Source organism: Gammaproteobacteria bacterium, assembly GCA_015709695.1.
GTDB lineage: Bacteria > Pseudomonadota > Gammaproteobacteria > Steroidobacterales.
In genome coordinates this window covers 1334360-1353079 of sequence record CP054183.1, presented here as the reverse complement: position 1 = coordinate 1353079, position 18720 = coordinate 1334360, and the positions used below count along the sequence as shown (strand labels likewise).

At 66.3% G+C, this 18720-nt stretch carries 23 protein-coding genes, 1 tRNA gene and 1 other RNA gene; 13 read left to right on the top strand and 12 right to left on the bottom strand.

The features are described from left to right. Nucleotide 1: 1 nt before the first annotated feature. The 6 genes from HRU81_06400 to HRU81_06375 are packed head-to-tail and all read right to left on the bottom strand — an operon-like array spanning nucleotide 2 to nucleotide 5716. The gene (locus HRU81_06400; protein ID QOJ31757.1) at nucleotides 2-451 is read right to left on the bottom strand and encodes an SUF system NifU family Fe-S cluster assembly protein; all 450 of its coding nucleotides are present in this window, start codon (nucleotides 449-451) and stop codon (nucleotides 2-4) included. Further along, nucleotides 451-1692: a cysteine desulfurase gene (locus HRU81_06395; protein QOJ33310.1), complete on the bottom strand. Its 1242-nt coding sequence runs from the start codon at nucleotides 1690-1692 to the stop codon at nucleotides 451-453. Before HRU81_06395 ends, HRU81_06400 begins: the two co-directional genes overlap by 1 nt. Before the next feature lie 11 nt (nucleotides 1693-1703). After that, nucleotides 1704-3023 carry a Fe-S cluster assembly protein SufD gene (sufD, locus tag HRU81_06390; GenBank protein QOJ31756.1) on the bottom strand — a complete coding sequence of 440 codons (1320 nt, stop codon included), beginning with the start codon at nucleotides 3021-3023 and terminating at the stop codon, nucleotides 1704-1706. Nucleotides 3024-3029: 6 nt separating this feature from the next. After that, on the bottom strand, nucleotides 3030-3782 hold the full coding sequence (gene sufC, locus HRU81_06385) for a Fe-S cluster assembly ATPase SufC (protein QOJ31755.1): 753 nt from the start codon (nucleotides 3780-3782) through the stop codon (nucleotides 3030-3032). A gap of 24 nt (nucleotides 3783-3806) precedes the next feature. After that, nucleotides 3807-5252 (bottom strand): Fe-S cluster assembly protein SufB, encoded by a 1446-nt coding sequence (gene sufB, locus HRU81_06380; protein QOJ31754.1) that lies wholly within the window; start codon nucleotides 5250-5252, stop codon nucleotides 3807-3809. Continuing rightward, nucleotides 5249-5716 carry an SUF system Fe-S cluster assembly regulator gene (locus HRU81_06375; protein ID QOJ31753.1) on the bottom strand — a complete coding sequence of 156 codons (468 nt, stop codon included), beginning with the start codon at nucleotides 5714-5716 and terminating at the stop codon, nucleotides 5249-5251. Before HRU81_06375 ends, sufB begins: the two co-directional genes overlap by 4 nt. 189 nt (nucleotides 5717-5905) lie before the next feature. On the opposite strand from HRU81_06375, the gene HRU81_06370 reads away from it, so the two are divergent. The 5 genes from HRU81_06370 to HRU81_06350 are packed head-to-tail and all read left to right on the top strand — an operon-like array spanning nucleotide 5906 to nucleotide 8956. Beyond that, entirely contained in the window at nucleotides 5906-6697 is a 792-nt protein-coding gene (locus HRU81_06370; protein ID QOJ31752.1) for an ATP-binding cassette domain-containing protein, read from the top strand. A gap of 1 nt (nucleotide 6698) precedes the next feature. Then, nucleotides 6699-7466, top strand: a complete 768-nt coding sequence (gene mlaE, locus HRU81_06365; GenBank protein QOJ31751.1) for a lipid asymmetry maintenance ABC transporter permease subunit MlaE — start codon at nucleotides 6699-6701, stop codon at nucleotides 7464-7466. Between the two features lie 14 nt (nucleotides 7467-7480). Then, entirely contained in the window at nucleotides 7481-7966 is a 486-nt protein-coding gene (mlaD, locus tag HRU81_06360) for an outer membrane lipid asymmetry maintenance protein MlaD (protein ID QOJ31750.1), read from the top strand. Continuing rightward, complete coding sequence (locus tag HRU81_06355) at nucleotides 7941-8606, top strand: ABC transporter substrate-binding protein (GenBank protein ID QOJ31749.1); 666 nt, start codon at nucleotides 7941-7943, stop codon at nucleotides 8604-8606. The genes mlaD and HRU81_06355 overlap by 26 nt, the downstream gene beginning before the upstream one ends. After that, entirely contained in the window at nucleotides 8606-8956 is a 351-nt protein-coding gene (locus HRU81_06350; protein QOJ31748.1) for an STAS domain-containing protein, read from the top strand. The genes HRU81_06355 and HRU81_06350 overlap by 1 nt, the downstream gene beginning before the upstream one ends. Here the strand turns inward: HRU81_06350 and HRU81_06345 are convergent. The 4 genes from HRU81_06345 to HRU81_06330 are packed head-to-tail and all read right to left on the bottom strand — an operon-like array spanning nucleotide 8923 to nucleotide 12216. Further along, complete coding sequence (locus tag HRU81_06345) at nucleotides 8923-9681, bottom strand: VacJ family lipoprotein (protein ID QOJ31747.1); 759 nt, start codon at nucleotides 9679-9681, stop codon at nucleotides 8923-8925. The two genes, HRU81_06350 and HRU81_06345, sit on opposite strands and share 34 nt — an antisense overlap. Then, on the bottom strand, nucleotides 9678-11168 hold the full coding sequence (locus tag HRU81_06340) for a M48 family metallopeptidase (protein QOJ31746.1): 1491 nt from the start codon (nucleotides 11166-11168) through the stop codon (nucleotides 9678-9680). Before HRU81_06340 ends, HRU81_06345 begins: the two co-directional genes overlap by 4 nt. A gap of 20 nt (nucleotides 11169-11188) precedes the next feature. Beyond that, the gene (locus tag HRU81_06335) at nucleotides 11189-11656 is read right to left on the bottom strand and encodes a peroxiredoxin (GenBank protein QOJ31745.1); all 468 of its coding nucleotides are present in this window, start codon (nucleotides 11654-11656) and stop codon (nucleotides 11189-11191) included. Between the two features lie 32 nt (nucleotides 11657-11688). Next, nucleotides 11689-12216, bottom strand: coding sequence for a glycine cleavage system protein R (locus HRU81_06330; protein ID QOJ31744.1), 528 nt, complete (start codon nucleotides 12214-12216; stop codon nucleotides 11689-11691). 131 nt (nucleotides 12217-12347) lie between these two features. Here HRU81_06330 and HRU81_06325 point away from each other — a divergent pair, with 131 nt between their 5' ends. From HRU81_06325 to HRU81_06310, 4 genes are all read left to right on the top strand, one after another. Next, entirely contained in the window at nucleotides 12348-13223 is an 876-nt protein-coding gene (locus tag HRU81_06325) for a 4-hydroxy-tetrahydrodipicolinate synthase (protein QOJ31743.1), read from the top strand. A gap of 41 nt (nucleotides 13224-13264) precedes the next feature. Further along, nucleotides 13265-13522 (top strand): hypothetical protein, encoded by a 258-nt coding sequence (locus tag HRU81_06320; GenBank protein QOJ31742.1) that lies wholly within the window; start codon nucleotides 13265-13267, stop codon nucleotides 13520-13522. A gap of 59 nt (nucleotides 13523-13581) precedes the next feature. After that, nucleotides 13582-13672 (top strand) — tRNA-Ser (locus HRU81_06315). A gap of 106 nt (nucleotides 13673-13778) precedes the next feature. Next, nucleotides 13779-14246 (top strand): TlpA family protein disulfide reductase, encoded by a 468-nt coding sequence (locus tag HRU81_06310; GenBank protein QOJ31741.1) that lies wholly within the window; start codon nucleotides 13779-13781, stop codon nucleotides 14244-14246. 28 nt (nucleotides 14247-14274) lie between these two features. Here the strand turns inward: HRU81_06310 and HRU81_06305 are convergent, their stop codons facing one another. After that, entirely contained in the window at nucleotides 14275-14895 is a 621-nt protein-coding gene (locus HRU81_06305) for a hypothetical protein (protein QOJ31740.1), read from the bottom strand. A gap of 128 nt (nucleotides 14896-15023) precedes the next feature. Here HRU81_06305 and ffs point away from each other — a divergent pair. The 4 genes from ffs (at nucleotide 15024) to recR (ending at nucleotide 17773) form a co-directional block, all read left to right on the top strand. Continuing rightward, an RNA gene (gene ffs / locus HRU81_06300) (signal recognition particle sRNA small type) lies at nucleotides 15024-15120 on the top strand. 51 nt (nucleotides 15121-15171) lie between these two features. Beyond that, nucleotides 15172-16767 carry a DNA polymerase III subunit gamma/tau gene (gene dnaX, locus HRU81_06295; GenBank protein ID QOJ31739.1) on the top strand — a complete coding sequence of 532 codons (1596 nt, stop codon included), beginning with the start codon at nucleotides 15172-15174 and terminating at the stop codon, nucleotides 16765-16767. Between the two features lie 45 nt (nucleotides 16768-16812). Beyond that, a complete protein-coding gene (locus HRU81_06290) occupies nucleotides 16813-17136 on the top strand; it encodes a YbaB/EbfC family nucleoid-associated protein (protein ID QOJ31738.1) in 324 nt (107 codons plus the stop codon). Nucleotides 17137-17152: 16 nt separating this feature from the next. Next, nucleotides 17153-17773, top strand: coding sequence for a recombination protein RecR (gene recR / locus HRU81_06285; protein ID QOJ31737.1), 621 nt, complete (start codon nucleotides 17153-17155; stop codon nucleotides 17771-17773). A gap of 5 nt (nucleotides 17774-17778) precedes the next feature. On the opposite strand, the gene rsgA is transcribed toward recR, so the two are convergent. Then, the gene (rsgA, locus tag HRU81_06280; protein ID QOJ31736.1) at nucleotides 17779-18678 is read right to left on the bottom strand and encodes a ribosome small subunit-dependent GTPase A; all 900 of its coding nucleotides are present in this window, start codon (nucleotides 18676-18678) and stop codon (nucleotides 17779-17781) included. Nucleotides 18679-18720: the final 42 nt, after the last annotated feature.

Genomic DNA, 18720 nt, shown 5'->3' with positions numbered 1-18720 from the left:
GTTACTCCGTGCTCACCGGCTCCCGGGCGCCGTCCAGGGCCGCACGCAGCGTCCGCCAGGGCAGGGTGGCGCAGCGCACGCGGGCAGGGTAGTGGCGCACCCCGGCCAGGGCTGCCAGGTCTCCCGGCAGGATCCCGTCCGCACTGGCGAAGGACTCGGCCACCTCGCGGGCCAGTCGCTGGACTTCTGCCGTTGGCCGGCCACGCACGATATCGGTCAGCATCGATGAGGACGCAACGGAGATCGCGCAGCCGCGGGCCTCGAAGGCGGCGTCGGTGACGACGCCATCGCTCTCCTGCAGATACAGCGTGACCTGGTCGCCGCACAGCGGGTTGTTGCCGGTGGCCTGGTGCTGGGGTGCTTCCAGTCGCCGGAAGTTGTGTGGCCGGCGGCTGTGCTCCAGCACGGTCTCCCGGTACAGCTGCGCCAGTGGTTCCTCGGGCTTCGGCATCAGGCAAGCATCCTGCGTGCAACCTCCACGGCTGCCACCAGCTGCTCCACCTCGCGGTGGGTGTTGTAGAAGGCAAAGGAAGCGCGGGCCGTGCCACTGACACCAAAGAAGTCCATGACCGGCATGGCGCAGTGGTGGCCGGCGCGGATGGCGACACCCTGGTGATCGAGGACGGTGCCCAGGTCGTGCGGATGGATGCCGTCGATGTTGAACGACAGCACGCCTGCCTTCTCCCTGGCTTCGCCGATGAGGCGCACGCCGGGCAAGGCAGCGATGGCTCGGGTGGCGTGTTCCAGCAGCTCGGCCTCGTGCAGCGCGATGGCGTCCATGCCGATCCGCTCCAGGTAGGCGATCGCCGCGCCGAGACCGACTGCCCCGGCCACGTCGGGTGTGCCGGCCTCGAACTTGTAGGGCAACTCGTTGTACTCGGTGTGATCGAAGGCCACCGACAGGATCATGTCGCCGCCACCCTGGAACGGCGGCAGCTGCTCGAGCCATTGGCGCCGGCCGTACAGCACGCCGATGCCGGTGGGCCCGCACATCTTGTGGCCCGAGAGGGCGTAGAAGTCGCAGCCGAGGGCCTGCACGTCGACCTTCTGGTGGGCAACCGCCTGGGCGCCATCCAGCAACACGGGAACACCACGGGCGTGCGCCGCGGCGGTGATCTCCGCGACCGGGTTCACCGTGCCGAGCGCGTTGGATACATGGGCAATGGCAACCAGCCTGGTACGGGGATTCAGCAGGCGGTGGAACTCATCGAGGCGGAGTTCGCCCCGCGGGGAAATCGGCACGACCCGGAGGAGGGCGCCCGTGCGCTGGCAGGCCAGCTGCCAGGGGACGATGTTCGAGTGGTGCTCCATGTGGGAGATCAGGATCTCGTCACCAGGCTTGAGGCTCTCGCGCAGCGCATAGGCCACCAGGTTGATCGCCTCGGTTGCCCCGCGCGTGAAGACGATCTCCGCGCGCTCGCTGGCGTTGAGGAAGCGCCGTGCCGCCTCGCGCCCGGCTTCCTGGGCCTCGGTGGCCCGGTGGCTGAGCGTATGTACGCCACGATGCACGTTGGCGTGGTCGTGTTCGTAGTAGTGCCGTATGGCGTTGATGACGCTGGCGGGCCTCTGGTAGGAGGCGGCGTTGTCCAGGTAGGCCAGCGGACAGCCATTGATCTCCTGCTGCAGGATCGGGAAATCCTGGCGGATGCGCTCGACGTCGAGCCGGGCCTGGACCGGGGTCCCGGCCTCCATGCCGCGCGCAGTCATGGCGCAGCTCCCACGTCCGCGAGGTCCGGCAGCCGGGAGCCAAGCAGTTCCACGATATGGTCCTCGAGGTCCTTCACGGGCAGCTGCTTGACGATCTCGCGGGCGAAGGCCGCGATGAGCATGCGTCTTGCCGCGGCGGCATCGATGCCCCTGGAGCGAAGGTAGAAGATCGACGCGGGATCCAGCTGGCCGGTGGTGGCGCCGTGGGCGCACTTGACGTCGTCGGCGTAGATCTCCAGTTCAGGCTTGGTGTCGATCTCGGCTTGCCGCGAGAGCAGCAGGTTCTCGTTGCGGAGGACGGCATCTGCCTTGTCGGCGCCGGGATGCACGAGGATCTTGCCGTTGAATATGCCGCGGCCGGAGCCATCGGCAATGCCGCGAAAGTGTTCGCGGCAGCGGGTGCGGACGGCCCGGTGGTCCACGCGGGTCTGGTTGTCGATGTGCCGCCGACCGTCGGCGAAGAACAGGCCGTGGATGTCCGTGGCGGCGCCGGGACCTTCGAGGGTCACCCGCAGATCGTTGCGGGCCAGCTGCCCGCCCAGATCGATCCCCAGCAGACGGGCTTCGGCTCCTGCATGCAGGTGGATGCGCTGCGTGGACAGGTGGAAGGCCTCGTCCGACCCGTCCTGCAGCCTGACGTAGGTGAGGCGGGCATCGCGCTCGCAGATGATGTCGGTCACGGAATTTGCCGCGCTGGCGCCGCTGCTCGTCTGGTGTTCGATGAGGGTGCAGCTGCTGCCCGGCTTCAGGTGCAGGATGATGCGGTCATGTGCAATCCGCGTCGGCCCGGAGGCATGGACGATGTACAGCGGCCGTTCGACATCGACACCGGCCGCGACCTCGACGGCCAGGCCGTCGGCGAGCATGGCGGCATTGAGCGAGGCCAGGGCATCGCCATCCTCCCTGGTGTCGCCCGCCAGGCTGGTCTCCCAGGCCGGGCGCGCCGGTGCGGAGTCGAGTCCGAGCAGGGACAGGCCGGCGAGCGGCTCGAGCCGGGATGCCGCCGGCAACAGCATGCCTGCATCGAATATCGCTACGGCGCCCATGCCCGCAGGAACAGGCTGGGCGGCGTTTGCAGCCGCTGACCGCCTGGCACCGAGCGGATCTGGCTGCGACAGGCGCAGACTCCTTTCGGCAAAGCCGCTGAGGTCCGTGTAGCGCCAGTCCTCGAGGCGGGAGGAGGGGAACCCGGCGCGCTCGAACTGGCGCAGTGCCGCCAGCTGCAGGCGCTGCAGCCATTCCAGGCCAGGCCGCGTGTGTACCGGGATGGCGAAGGCCCCGGCCAAATCACTGGCAACACCCAGTCTCGCGTTCATGGGCGCCTAGCCGTTGGCTGCCACGAGCCAGTCGTAGCCGCGGGCCTCGAGGTCGAGCGCCAGTGAACGGTCACCGGTGCGCACGATGCGTCCGCCAGCGAGCACGTGGACGAAGTCGGGCTCGATATGCGACAGCAAGCGCTGGTAGTGGGTGACCATGACAAAGCTGCGCTGCCCATTGCGGAGGCTGTTGACGCCGTTGGCGACCACCTTCAGCGCATCGATGTCCAGGCCGGAATCGGTCTCGTCGAGCACGGCCAGGGCAGGCTCCAGGATGGTCATCTGGAAGATCTCGTTGCGCTTCTTCTCGCCGCCCGAGAAACCCTCGTTGACCCCTCGCGATATGAACTGCTCGCCCATCTGCATCAGCCTGGCCTTTTCCCTCACCAGACGCATGAACTGCAGGGCATCGATCTCGGTCTCGCCGCGGTGCCGGCGCCGCGCATTGAGTGCAGCCCGCAGCAGGTAGACATTGTTGACGCCCGGGATTTCCACCGGGTACTGGAAGCCCAGGAAGAGCCCTTCGCGGGCCCGTTCCTCGGGACTCAGTGCCAGCAGGTCCTTGCCGCGGAAAAGCGCGGTGCCTGCGGTGACTTCGAAGCCCTCCCGTCCCGCCAGCACGTGGGCCAGGGTGCTCTTGCCGGAGCCATTGGGGCCCATGATGGCGTGGACCTCGCCAGGACCGACCCGCAGGGAGAGGCCCTTGAGGATCGGCGTGCCGGCGACGCTGGCGTGCAGGTTATCGACTTCCAGAAGCATGATGAGTTGAATACCGGGCTGTCTTCAGCCGACGGCTCCCTCCAGGCTGACGTTCAGCAGGTTCTGGGCTTCCACGGCGAACTCCATCGGCAGTTCGCGGAAGACCTGCTTGCAGAATCCGTTGACGATGAGATTGACGGCGTCCTCCGCCGAGAGTCCGCGCTGCCGGCAGTAGAACAGCTGGTCATCGGAGATCTTCGAGGTGGTGGCCTCGTGCTCGATGATCGCACCCGGATTGCGGATCTCCATGTACGGGAAGGTGTGCGCTCCGCACTGCTTGCCGATCAGCAAGGAATCGCACTGCGTGAAGTTGCGGGCACCATCCGCTGACGGGAATACCTTCACCAGCCCGCGATAGGACTGTTGAGCGCGCCCCGCGGAGATGCCCTTGGAGACGATGGTGCTGCGTGTATTGCGGCCGATGTGGATCATCTTCGTGCCGGTATCGGCCTGTTGCAGGTTGTTGGTGACCGCTACCGAGTAGAACTCGCCGACGGAATTGTCGCCCCGCAGGATGCAGCTCGGGTACTTCCAGGTGATGGCCGATCCGGCCTCCACCTGCGTCCAGGAAATCTTCGAGTCGGCACCGCGGCAATCCCCGCGCTTGGTGACGAAGTTGTAGATGCCGCCGATGCCGTGCTCGTCTCCCGGGTACCAGTTCTGCACCGTGGAGTACTTGATCTCGGCACCACGCAACGCCACGAGTTCGACGACGGCGGCGTGGAGCTGGTTCTCGTCGCGCTGGGGCGCGGTACAACCCTCCAGGTAGCTGACGTGGGAACCTTCCTCGGCGATGATCAGTGTGCGTTCGAACTGGCCGGTCTTCGCGGCATTGATGCGGAAATACGTGGACAGCTCCATCGGGCAGCGTACCCCCTTGGGCACGTAGACGAACGAGCCGTCGGAGAATACCGCTGAATTCAGCGTGGCAAAGTAGTTGTCACGATAGGGAACCACGCTGCCCAGGTACTCCTCGACGAGTGCCGGATGCCTGCGTACCGCCTCGGAGAATGAGCAGAAAATGACGCCGGCGGCCGCCAGCTTTTCCTGGAAGGTCGTGGCCACGGAGACGCTGTCGAAGACAGCATCCACAGCCACGCCGGCCAGCCGCGCCCGTTCGTGGAGCGGTATGCCGAGCTTGTCGTAGGTTGCCAGCAGCTTCGGATCGACCTCATCGATGCTGCGCGGAGCATCACTGCGCACCTTCGGAGCGGAGTAGTAGGAGATCGCCTGGTAGTCGATAGGCGGGTGGTGGAGCTTGGCCCAGGCGGGCTCGCTCTGGGTGAGCCAGTAGCGGAAGGCCTTGAGGCGCCACTCGAGCAGGAAAGAAGGTTCGCCCTTCTTGGCGGAGATCAGCCGGATGACATCCTCGTCGAGCCCGGGCGGCACGGTATCGGACTCGATGTCGGTGACGAAGCCGTGGCGATACTTCTGCCCGACCAGCTCCTCGATGGATCCGGACTTGCTCATCGCCCGTACCGCACCAGGGTTCGGGTTATTCCCTGGGTGAGGCCAGCCACCGGCAGCTCGCGGGCAGGCCTTGCCAGATCGGCCAGGCTGATGTCGTCCAGCGCGGAGCGGATGGCCCGGTTGATCTTCTGCCAGGCTCCGCCCACCTGGCAGAGTGCCTCCAGCTCGCACTGGCTGTCCTCGTGGCTGCATTCGGTGATCGCCACCGGGCCGTCGAGAACATCGAGGATGTTGGCGGCGGTGATCTCTGTGGCGGGCCGCCCGAGGCAATAGCCGCCTTCCGCGCCGCGGGCCGATACCACCAGGCCGGAGCGGGTAAGAAGCTTGAGCACCTTTTGCACGGTGGGCAGGGCGACGTGGGTTCCGGCGGCGACATCGCTGGCGGAACACAGCTTCCCGCCGCGTCCGGCGAGGTGGACGAGGATCATCGTCCCGTAGTCGGTCAGGCGGCTGATTCGTAGCATGCGGGCAGCCCGGAAATCATATGGGACTATGCTAGTCCTGATTGCTCTGGCAGACAAGCGGGACAGGCGCACGCGGCCATCGGGTGCAGCGATTCTGGTATTCTGCCGGGCCAACACAAATCTGCGCCGGCCTGCGTCTTGCGTGGTGCCAGCCCTGACCGCATGCCAAGCCCAGGTTCCTCACAACCCATGATCGAAATCGACGACCTGCGATTCTCCATCGCGGGTCGCCACATCTTTGACGGCTTGAACCTGCGTATCTCCAGCGGCACGGTGACTGCCATCATGGGGCCGAGCGGCACGGGCAAGACCACCCTGCTGCGCATGATCACGGGGCAGCAGCGACCCGACAGTGGCAGGGTGCAGGTCGATGGTCGCGAGGTGCCGACGCTCGACCGCGCCGGCCTGTACGACCTGCGGCGCCACATCGGCATGCTTTTCCAGAATTCGGCGTTGCTTACCGACGATTCGGTGTTCGACAACGTGGCATTTCCGCTGCGGGAGCACACGCGGTTGCCGGAACGGCTGATCCGGACCGTGGTATTGACCAAGCTTCATGCGGTTGGCTTGCGGGGTGCCGCGCGGCTCATGCCGGCGGAGCTGTCCGGCGGCATGGCGAGGCGGGTCGCACTGGCGAGGGCCATGGCCCTCGACCCGGACCTGCTGCTCTACGATGAGCCGTTCGCCGGGCTGGATCCGATATCCCTGGGCATGATCCTGCGGCTCATCAAGGTCAACAACGACGTCCTGGGTGTGACCAGCATCGTGGTGTCCCACGACGTCGAGCAGATCAGCCGCATTGCCGACTACTGCTACGTGGTATCCGGAGGCAAGGTGATCGGTGAGGGCACTCCGGCGCAGCTGCGCCAGTCCGGATCGCCGCTGATCCACCAGTTCATGAGCGGGGAGGCCGACGGCCCGGTGCCGTTCCATTATCCTGCCAGCTCCTATCGCGACGAACTTCTCGGCGGTGGACCCTGACATGCGCTGGTTCGTGCAGATCGGACGGCGCCTGGCGCAGGCGGTACGCAAGCTCGGATCGATGGCGCTGTTCCTGCTCGCCATGCTGCAGTCGATGCCCTACGCACTGCGGCGCCCGCGGCTGGTGTCCGCCCAGATCCAGAATGCCGGTGTTCTCTCGCTCGTCATCATCATGACTTCTGGCTTCTTCGTCGGCATGGTTGTGGGATTGCAGGGGTACGACGCTTTCTCCCGGCTCCGCCAGGAGGACCTGCTGGGCGCGGCCGCGGCGCTGTCGCTCATCAAGGAACTGGGGCCGGTGGTCACGGCCCTGCTGTTCGCCGGCCGCGCCGGTACGGCGCTGACCGCGGAGATCGGCCTCATGAAGGCCACAGACCAGTTGTCCGCCATGGAGGTCATGGCCATCGACCCGATGGGCCGCATCGTCGCGCCACGGTTCCTGGGCGGCGTGATTTCGGTGCCATTCCTGACGGCGATCTTCAACAGCGTGGGCATCCTCGGCGCCTATTTCGTCGGCGTGCAGCTCATGGGCGTGGACAATGGCGCGTTCTGGTCGCAGATGCAGGAATACGTCGACAGCAGTGACATCCGCGAGGGCGTCATCAAGAGCCTGGCATTCGGTGGGGCGGCAAGCCTCGTGGCGGTTTTCGAGGGCTACACGGCCGAGCGCACTGCCGAGGGTGTGGGCCTGGCGACCACGCGAACCGTGGTAATCACCTCGGTGCTGGTGCTGATCCTCGATTACATGATTACCTCATTTCTCCTCTGAGGGGCGACAGGACCATGGAAAGCACTCCGGCTAGGGAACTCGGCGCAGGAATGTTCATCCTGCTCGGCTTCGCGTCATTGTTTTTTCTTGCGACCCAGACCACCAATGTCGAGAGCTACGTCAGCGAGAAGGGTTACACGGTGACAGCCCGGTTCGAGGACGTGGCCGGCCTGAAGGAGCGCGCCCCGGTGACCATGTCCGGCGTCACAATCGGCAGGGTGGAGCGCATCAGCTTCGACCCCAAGGCGCTGAATGCCGTGGTCACCATGCGCATCGCCCCGGAATTTGACGAAATCCCGGATGACTCCGATGCGGCCATCCTCACCGCAGGCCTGCTGGGGAGCAAGTACGTGGGCATCGGTCCCGGGGGGTCGGAAACCTATCTGAAGAACAATAGTCAGATCCAGCTGACGCAGTCCGCCATCGTCCTGGAGAACATCATTGGCAAGCTTCTGTTCAAGCTCGGGATGGAAAATGAAAGCTCGAAGCCCTCTGAGTAGCCTGGCATTTGCCCTGCTGGCCACCACCGGCATGGCGGCGGCCGCCGCGAGCGTGCCAACAGCCCATGAGGTGGTGGAAAATGCCGTGACCCGGATTGCCCACCAGCTTGACAGCCGCCGACAGGAGCTGGAGTCCAACCGCAAGGAGCTCTATGCGCTCGTCGATCGCGAGCTGCTTCCGCAGTTCGATACCGACTACGCGGGTCGGCTGGTGCTTGGCAAAGCGTGGCGCAACGCAACGCCCGAGCAGCGCAAGCGGTTTGTCGACGCTTTCTACAACTTCCTTCTGCGCAGCTATTCGTCCGCGATCCTGAAGTTCGACCAGCACAACATCAGGATCCTGCCGGAGCGTGCGCCACCACAGGACGGGCGCACGGTAGTCGACACCGAGATGCGCATGGCGGATGGGAGCACGGTACCGGTCAGCTATGCCATGCACGAGACGCCGGCCGGCTGGAAGGCCTTCGATGTCCGCATCGAGGGCGTGTCGTACATCCAGAACTATCGCAACCAGTTCAACGCCGAGGTGGCGGCCAAGGGCCTGGATGCACTCATCACCCGCCTGGAACGCGATACGGCCGATATTGACGCGGGCAAGCGGGATCCCGACAGGCCGAAAGCGGGCGCGGGTGGCGCCTGATGGAACAGGCGCGATTCGAAGCCCTGGGTGACGGCGCATTTCGCGTTACCGGTACGCTCGATTTCACCACCGTTCCCCAGGTCTGGAAAGCCAGCCAGCCTCTGCTCCGGCAGGCGGGCAGTGAACCATCCGTGGACCTCCAGGGCGTGACGCGGGTGGACAGTGCAGGGCTGGCACTGGTCCTGGAGTGGCTGGCGCTCGCACGACAGCAACGCCAGGGCCTGCGCATCCTCAGGATTCCGGAGAAGCTGCTGGCACTGGCGAGGATCAGTGAAACAGAGGCCTTCCTGATCGCGTCGGGCCCCGACGCGGCCGCTCACTCCGCGGCATCGTCGTCAGCCTCCGGATAGAGGTCGTCATACGGCGGGTGGCCGTCGTAGATCTTGTACCGGCGGTTCTGCAGGTAGGCGTCCCTGAGGAAGATGTAGGGGTCGAATGCCTCCCTGAGCTGCTCGTCCGCCGGCAACACGCTGTAGCGCCGGTGGACCAGGTACCAGATCATGAGGGCATTGCGCGTGCTCCTGTCCCAGGGCCCCTCGACGATGAACGATACCTGTGTTCCGGCAAGGTCGCCGATCCCGCTGGAAACCGTATAGGGCCCGAAGACGGGAACCACGAGATAGGGCCCCTGTGGCAGACCCCAGACCGAGAAGGTCTGCCCGAAGTCCTCGTCGTGCACCTCGAGGCCGGCCGCCGATGCCGGGTCGAACAGCCCGAACAGGCCGACCGTGCTGTTGATCGCAAAGCGGGCCAGGTCCTGTCCACCCTGGCGTACCTTGCCTTGCAGGAAGTCGTTGACGATCGTGATCGGGTAGCGCAGGTTTTCCAGGAAATTGTTGGCCCCCATGCGAAATACCCGCGGAGTGCCGGCCTCGTAGGCCTTGGCCACCGGTCTCGCGAGATAGCGATCGCCAAGGTCATTGATGTCATACATGACCCGGTTGAACGGCTCGAACGGATCGGGATTGGCCGGTTCCTTGCGGGTCGCGGCATTGCCGGCACAACCCAGGAGGCCGGTCAGGGTTGCCGCAACCAGGCAGGAGCGGGCAATGCGGCAGACGTTGGCTACGGTCATGAATCGAATCCTGTTTCACCGGCGGCCCGCGATCGACGCTTCTCCGATTGCAGCCGGTTGAGCACCTGCTGAATCTCGCTGAGCCGGGAGCTGAATCGTGCCTTCTGCACCGGATCGAGGCCCGGAATTCCCAGTGCGACCCGCAGCTCGTCCGCCGCGAGATTGAGGTCGCCGCCCATCAGGTGATACTCGGCCATGTAGTAGTGCGCATCGCCGGTGTCGCCGGCCGCGCTGGCCGCCAATGCAATCAGCCGTACCTGCTCCGGCGTTGGCGCCACGGCATTCAGCAGGTCGAGCAGCACCCGGTGTGCTTCCCTGGCGCGCCCATGCTGCATGAGCGCCTCGGCGTAACGCACGGTCAGCGGCACGTTGCGCGGGAACAGTCGCATCGCGCGCTCAAAGGTGGCGAAGGCCGCCTTCTCGTCGCCGACGGACATCTCGGCCATGGCCAGGCCGGAATGGAAGGCGATGACACCCGGGTGGCTGTCGACGAGGCTGGCGAACTCGTCCCGGGCATGTGCCGGGTCACCGGTCTGCAGCCTGGCCAGGGCCAGGCCGTATTCCAGGCCGATGTCCCCCACCTGCCTCGGGTCATGCATGTCGCTCTCGAACCGCGCCAGCGCGGCTTCCGGGGTGGTGCTGGTCAGTACCCGCAGCCGCGCACGAGCCAGGCGATACCCCGTGGCATCGGTGATGTCCTGGCGCGGAAACTGCGCCACTCGCTCGCGTGCCTCGGCGATGCGGTTGACGGTGACCGGATGCGTTCGCAGAAACTCCGGTGCCTGGCTGGCCAACGGGCCGCTCTGGCGTGCCAGGGTTTCGAAGAAGTTCGCCATTCCCGCCGGATCGAAGCCGGCACTGGCCATCAGGCCGACGCCGACCCGGTCTGCCTCATACTCGTTGCTGCGGGTGAAGTTGATCTGCTGCTGGGCAGCGGCTCCCTGTGCGGCAGCTACGGCGCCCTGGATGGCCTCGCCGGAGCCGGTGGCTGCCCCAAGCAGGATGGCGCCCAGCAGCGCCGCCATCGTCAGGATGCTGGCGCGCTGGTTGGCGTAGATGGCCCGCGATATGTGCCGCTGGGTGACATGCGAGATCTCGTGCGCCAGCACCCCGGCCAGTTCGCTTTCCGTTGCGGTCGCCATCAGCAGGCCGGAATGGATGCCGACGAAGCCACCGGGGAGGGCGAAGGCGTTGATTGCCGGATCGTCGACCACGAAGAAGCGGAACCTCTGGCCGTTGTCCGTGGCATTCGCCGCGATCTTCTGGCCGATGTCCTGGATGTACTCCTGTATCTCCGGGTCGGTGATGACCTTCCCGGTGTCCCGCAGACTCTTGTAGATGGAGCGGCCGATCTGCAGTTCCATGTCACGGGACAGGACGGTGTCGGCGGGGCTGCCGATATCCGGCAGGTCCTCGTTTGCCGCCAGCACCGGCGCGAAGGCCGTGGCCAGGCTGCAGGCGAGGGCGACCAGGCGACGAAATCTCACTGGAGCAGGCCTTGGTGGGCCTAAAGGGCCTTGACGGCGGCGAGAACGGCCTCCACGTGGCCCTCGACCTTTACCTTGCGCCATTCCTGGCGGAGGACACCCTTGCCGTCAATGAGGAAAGTGCTGCGCTCCACGCCCATCACCTTCTTGCCGTACATGTTCTTCTCGCGCATGACACCGAAGAGCCTGCAGAGGTCTTCATCGGCGTCGGACAGCAGGTCGAAGGGAAACTCGTACTTCGCCTTGAACTTCTCGTGGGAGCTCATTGGGTCGCGTGATACGCCGAGGATGACGGCACCGAGCTTGCGGAACGCCTGGTGATGGTCGCGGAACCCGCAACCCTCGCTTGTGCAGCCGGGCGTGTCGTCCTTCGGATAGAAATACAGCACCAACGGCCTGCCCCTGAGGTCGGCCAGACCGATGCTCTTGCCGCCAGTGGCCGGCAGGGTGAATCCCGGAACAGGTTTGCCCAGCGCAATCGTGGTCATGTCGGTTCGCCTCCGCGTCCAGGGCAGCCGGCTCAGCGCTGCGCCGGCTCCATGATGGCATCGAGGTTGTGTTCATCGCAGAAGTCGAGGAATTCCTCGCGCAGCGTTGCCACATGGACGCTTGCCGGGAGGTTCACGGTCATTTGCACCGAGAACATCGCGGCACCGGTATGCGGGGCATTGTATCGCCGGGTATTGAGTTCGGCGATCTCGAGGTTCCGGTTGGCGAAGAAGCTGGACAGCCGCAGCACGATCCCTTCCTGGTCGAGCGCCACCACGTCGACGTTGTAGGGTGCCGCGGGTTCAGCGGTCCGCGGTTCGGTGTCGCGCACGGTAATGGTCAGCGCGCTTTCGCGCTGCAGCTGGGCCAGGCGGTCGCGGATCTTGTTGACGGTGTGCCAGTTGCCGGCGATCAGCATCAGCACGGCAAACTCCGAGCCAAGGGCGATCATCCGGCTCTCGCGGATGCTGCCGCCCGAGCCGGCCACCGCCTGGCTGAGGTCGCGGATCAGGCCGGCGCGGTCGGGGCCAATCGCCGTGATGGCCAGCAGCTTGTCCATGGGCGACACCGTGAGGTCCTGGGAAAGCTCGGCAGTGTACCGGGAAAACCCCCTGCATCAAGCAGCCCTTGCGGGGGCTGGGGGCGGAAAGTACCATCGCATGCCCGCGACTTTCCCCCGGTCCATCTCCGATGTTCAGAGGCAGCCTGGTTGCGCTCGTCACGCCCATGAATTCCGATGGGGCAGTGGATTACGCCTGCCTCGAACGGCTCGTGGACTGGCACATCGAGGCAGGTACCGACGGGCTGGTCATCGCCGGCACCACCGGTGAATCGGCGACGCTCACCAAGGCCGAGCATGTGGAGGTGATCAGGGTTGCGGCCGCACGGGCCGCAGGCCGGGTACCCGTCATTGCCGGAACCGGCTCGAATTCGACTGCCCAGACCATCGATCTCTCGCAGACAGTCGGCATGCTGCCCATCGATGCGTACCTGATAGTCGTGCCGTACTACAACAAGCCAACGCAGGAAGGCATGTACCGGCACTTCTGCGCGGTCGCCGACGCCGTCGACAAGCCGGTCATGCTCTACAACGTCCCGGGCCGTACTGTGGCGGACCTGCTGCCCGCCACTGTCGGCCGCCTGGCCAGGCACCGGCGGATCTTCGGCATCAAGGAAGCCACCGGTGACCTGTCGCGGGTCGCGCAGATCAGGGCGGCCGCGGGGAAGTCGTTTGCGCTGTACAGCGGTGACGACGCCACGGCCCGCGAGTTCATGGCGCTGGGCGGGCAGGGCGTGGTCTCGGTCACGGCGAACGTCGCGCCGGCCGCGATGGCCAACATGTGCCGTGCGGCCCTGGCAGGGCGCGCAGAATCAGCCGCGGAGCTGGATGGCCCGCTTTCCCGCCTGCATCGGGATCTGTTCATCGAATCGAACCCCATCCCGGTGAAATGGGTGCTGGAGCGGATGGGCAAGCTGCCGGCGGGTATCCGCCTGCCGCTGACGCCGCTTTCTGCAGAGAGCCAGCCCGTCCTGGAAGCGGCCATGCGCCAGGCCGGGCTCCTGTGATCTCCGCTGGCCTGCCGTTGTGCCGGAAGGCACTGCCGCTGATGAGCGCCGTCCTGCTGCTGGGCGGGTGCTCCTGGTGGGGCCACGAAGCCGATCCCTGCGTATCCGTCGAGGAATACCAGCAGGCGCAGGAAGTTCCGGCGTTGACGGTGCCCGCTGGCCTCGACAAGCCGGATGCCAGTGGCCGGTTGAATGTGCCAGCGGAGCCCCAGGCAGCGGAGCCCCTTTCCCAGACGGCTGGCTGCCTGCTGCGTCCGCCCAGTTATTTCGACAAGCCGCTGAAAGAGACAGCGAAGTGAGCTGATTGCCCGGCTCCGGCTGCTCGGTTAACCTGCGCGGCGCGAGCGGTTCCGATCCAGGAGAGGTGGCCGAGTGGCTGAAGGCGCACGCTTGGAAAGCGTGTTTACGGTAACCCCGTAACGTGGGTTCGAATCCCACCCTCTCCGCCATTTGCCGATACGATGCACCAAGGCTGGCCAGTGGGGTGAGCACGTGGATATTCGTTCCGGGCTGATATCCCTGGTTGTGGTCCTGCCGTTCCTGGCAGCGCCCGGCATGGCCACACCGCCGGCACCCGCCCTGGATGCAGGGCAGTTCCGCCAGGTTCTCGAAAAGCAGCAGGGACAGGTGGTGCTGGTCAACTTCTGGGCCACATGGTGCCGGGCCTGCCTCAAGGAGATACCAGCCCTGCTCGATCTCGAGCGGCAATATCACGATCGGGGATTCAGGCTGGTGGCGGTGTCGCTGGATGAACCCGGTGACTACGCCGGGGTGGTTGCGCCCTTCCTGGACAAGTGGTTTCCGGAGCTGGCGACCTACCGCCGGTCGACCGCGGACATGGATGCCCTGGTGAGTGTCCTCGATCCGGCCTGGAATGAGCTGTTGCCGACCAGCTACGTGCTGGATCGTGCCGGCACGGTCCGCGCCCGCATCCAGGGCGGCAAGCCAGCGGACGAGTTTGCCGCGGCCATCCGCCCCTGGCTCGACCAGGCGGTACCCACCGGCAGGCCGACGAAGCCCTGATCCGGGGCCGGAGGCGGCGCCCGCTGGCTTAGCGGATCAGGCCCGCACGCTGCAGCTGGGCAGCAATGGCACGCGTGACATTGTCGACGACATCATCCCGGTCCTCGCGGAATTTCGCCGTCGTCGTGATGACGTAGGCGAGACGATCGTCCTGGCGCATGTCGTAAAGCGAGCTTTCGAGGACTGCAGTGGACTTGGCGCTGAGCTCGCCGGGATCTTCGTATTCGTTGTACTCGAGGCTGAACAGCTCGACGAGTCCCGGGCTGCCGTCGAGCTTCACCGGCTGTTGCGTCTTGACCTCGATGCGGCTCTCCGACTCCCTGGCCGAGACCTTGCGGGAGGCGAGTCTCGTCACCAGGACGCCATCGGCGTCGAGCGCACGAGCCATGGCGGTGACACCGTCCGGCGTCGGCGTGGCAGCGCCATCGCCGGCCTGGATGGCGGCGGTTGCCAGTGTTCCCCTGGCGCGGATCAGCTCGCCCAGGGCAATCTCGAAGCTGCGCCGCATCCGCGAATTGGCAGAGACACCCACGATGAGCAGGTGCTTGAAGGCGGGGGTCCGGTCGCCCTGCCATTGCCCGGTGACGGTGGTGGCCGTGCTGCAGGCCGTAAGCAACGCCAGCAGCACGGCCTGGCAGATCCTCTTCATGGGGCATTCCTGGTTTGCGGACGCAGGCCATTATTCCACCACCGGTTTTTCCGCCGCAAGCATGCCGGCCCGATGGTTGCAAGTCCTTGCTGAATCCGGGGTGGACGCATAACCTTGATGCGGGTCCGCGTCGGTCTCCCCGCGGCGGCTAGTCGTAAACCCCGTCAGGCCCGGAAGGGAGCAGCGGCAGCGATGATGCCGGGCGCCGGGGCCGGGCTGGCGCGGACTCACTGCATTCACGGCACGCGGCCCAAAGCCCGGCAAGATCGAACTTCAATGACCTACCTGGCGCTGGCACGGAAGTGGCGTCCCCGAACCTTCGAGGATGTTGTTGGGCAGCCGCACATCGTGCGTGCCCTGAGCAATGCGCTTGCCTCGGGGCGGATCCATCACGCATTTCTGTTTGCAGGGACCCGAGGTGTGGGCAAGACCACGGTGGCGCGCATCCTTGCCCGTTGCCTGAACTGCGAGCAGGGTGTCAGCGCGAGCCCCTGCGGCAGCTGCCGGGCCTGTGTCGCCATCGAGGAAGGGCGCTTTGTCGACCTGATCGAGGTGGATGCCGCCTCGCGCACCGGCATCGACGACATCCGCGAACTGCTCGACAACGTCCAGTACACGCCTGCTGCCGGCCGGTACAAGGTCTACCTGGTCGACGAGGTGCACATGCTCAGCAAGCCCGCGTTCAACGCGCTGCTGAAGACCCTCGAGGAGCCGCCACCACACGTCAAGTTCCTGTTCGCGACCACGGATCCGCAGAAGCTGCCGGTAACGGTCCTTTCGCGATGCCTGCAGTTCAATCTCAAGCGGCTGTCTGCCGCGCAGATTGCCGACCGGATGGGGCGGATCTGCGAGGCCGAAGGAGTCGCTGTCGAACAGGGTGCGCTCAAGAGGCTGGCGCGTGCGGCAGCGGGCAGCATGCGGGACGGCCTCAGCCTGCTGGACCAGGCGCTGGCGTTCGGCAACGAACAGCTCGGCGAGAGGGATGTCGCGGAAATGCTGGGCAGCCTGGACCGCTCCCGCGTGATGTCGCTGCTCGAGGTGCTGTCCCGGGGCGAGGGGCCAGCGCTGCTGGCGAGGCTCCGTGAAGTCGACGTCATGGCGCCCGACTATGGCGGCCTGCTGGACGATATCGCCGCCAGCCTTCAGCAGGTGGCGGTACTGCAGCTGACGGAATCGGCCCCGGCGGAGGACGACGACGGCGACGCCAGTGCCCTGCAGGCCCTGGCCGCGGCCATGGATCCCGAGTCTGTCCAGCTGTATTACCAGATCGCCATTCTTGGCCGGCGCGACCTCGGCCTGGCACCGGAACCACGCCTGGGCTTCGAGATGACCCTGCTGCGGATGCTGGCCTTCCGCCCGGCAGGGTTGGCCGCGGCGGTGCCCGGGCCGGCCGCCAGCACCCGTGCGCAGCCTGCCGTGGTGCCGCGCCCGGCCGCAGAAGCCCGGCCTGCGGTGCCGGAGGCGCCGGCGGACATTGCGGATTGGCCGGCATTCGCGCAGTCGCTGCGCGTCGAGGGCGCAGCGCGACAACTCGCCATGCATACGCAGCTCATGGCGAGAACGCCCGATGAATTGCGGCTGAGCATCGATCGCGCCAATGCGCATCTGCTCACGGACCAGCTCCGTTCCCGCCTCTCTGCAGCCATCAACGAGCGGCTTGGCGGGACAGTTGTCGTCAAGTACGAGACTCTGGATGCCGCAGCCGACACGGCAGCGACCCGCTCCGGGATTGCGCAAGGGGAGGCCATGGAGCGGGCGCGCCGCGCCATCGAGGCCGACCCCAACGTCCGCGCACTGAGCGACCTTTTCGGAGCCGAGCTGGTGCCGGCGTCAATCCGGCCGGCCAGCCAGGGCTCCGGTGACCAGCACTAGACCCCGGCGTGCGGCTGCACGCCGGCCAATCGAAAGGAAGGCGGAATGAAGGGCGACATCGGCCAATTGCTCAAGCAGGCACAACGGGTCCAGGCGGAGATGCAGAAGGCGCAGGAGGAACTCGCCGGCATCGAGGTGCAGGGCGAAGCCGGTGGCGGGCTGGTGACCATCACGATGAACTGCGCGCAGCACGTCAAGGCGATTCGCATCGACCCCAGCCTGCTGGCGGGCGACCGCGAAATGCTGGAGGACGTGCTGGCTGCGGCCTTCAACGACACGCTGCGCAAGGTGGAGCGCACGGTTCAGGAGCGTTACTCCGGCATGACTGCGGGCCTGGGATTGCCCGGCGGCTTGCGGTTCCCGTCCTGAGCAGGCGGGTCCGGCGATGCGATTTCCCCCGCGTCTCCAGCAGCTCCTGCAGGCATTCCGACGATTGCCGGGAGTCGGTGGCAAGACGGCACAGCGGCTGGCATTCCATCTGCTGGAGCACGACCGGGACGGAGCCCGTGTGCTGGCCGAGGCCTTGCAGGCGGCCCTGCACGAGGTGGTCCGCTGTTCCCGCTGCCGCATGTTCGCGGAGGCGGAGGTCTGCGGCATCTGTTCGGGGCCCGGCCGCGATGGCGCCACGCTCTGCGTAGTGGAGTCGCCCGCCGACGTCATGGCCATCGAGGAATCGGCGAGTTATCGCGGCCTGTACTTTGTCCTGCACGGCAGGCTCTCGCCGCTCGATGGTGTTGGCCCCGCTGAAATCGGCGCCGAGCAATTTGCCAGTGCGGTGGCGGCGCCTGAGGTGCGGGAAGTGATCCTCGCCACGAGCGCGACCGTGGAAGGGGAGGCGACGGCGGCTTACCTCGCGGCCATGGCGCAGCAGTACGGCAAGCACGCCACGCGAATCGCCCATGGCGTACCCATCGGTGGCGAGCTGGAGTATGTCGACAGCAGCACGCTGTCACGGGCCATCGCCGGCCGCATCGCGGTGGAGCAGGGCAGCCAGGACCGGGCCTGAACAGCCTAGCGTCTGGCGGCCTGGGGCTCCCCGTTGTCGAGCGTCGCCAGCAGCTGGCAATAGCTGGCATAGCGCCGCGCGGAGATGCTGCCAGAGGCGACCGCAGCCCTGACTGCGCAGTCGGGTTCCTGGAGGTGCCGGCAATTGCTGAAGCGGCAGCGTGCCGCCGGTTCGCGCATTTCCCGAAAGCCGCGATCCAGCCGCTGCCCGCTGCGTACCGAGGGCACGAACTGCCGGACCCCCGGCGTATCGAGCAGGCGGATGCCCTGCCCACCCGCGTACATGACCACGGCCGTCGTCGTGTGCGTACCCGTGGCGGTGGCGGCGGACAGTTCCCCCACGGCGGCCTCGCTGCCGGTGAAAAGCCGGTTCACCAGCGAGGACTTCCCGACCCCAGACTGCCCGGCAAGGACACTGGTCTCGCCAGCGAGCCGGTCCGACAGTTCCACGAGGCCATGGCCGGTCAGCGCGGAGACGGTGAGCAGCGGGTAGCCGAGGCTGGCCAGATCGGCCGCGCTGCGGGCGGCCTGCCCGTCGAGGTCGTACTTGTTCCAGACCAATGCAAACCGGCAGCCAAGGATTTCGGCTGCACAGGCATAGCGATCCAGCAGGAACGGGTCAGGTGCCGGCCGTGGCGCGCAGACGGCGATGAGCTGGGTGAGATTGGCGGCAATGATCTCCTCGTGCCGGGTCCGGCCATGAATACGCGCCAGGGCGTTGCTGCGGGTTTCAATGGCCGTAACCAGCAGTGCCTCCGAGCCTGTCCGGGCTTCGAAGCGCACGCGGTCGCCGCAGACCACCCGCAGCCCGCGGCCCTTCGGGATGAACGGATGCCTCTGGCCGTCCACCTCGAGGACGCCGCGTCGCCCATGGGCGGCCACCACCAGCCCGGAGCGGTCCGTCACGTACGGGCTTCAGCGGCGCAGCAGCCGGGAAGCGGCAGCGGC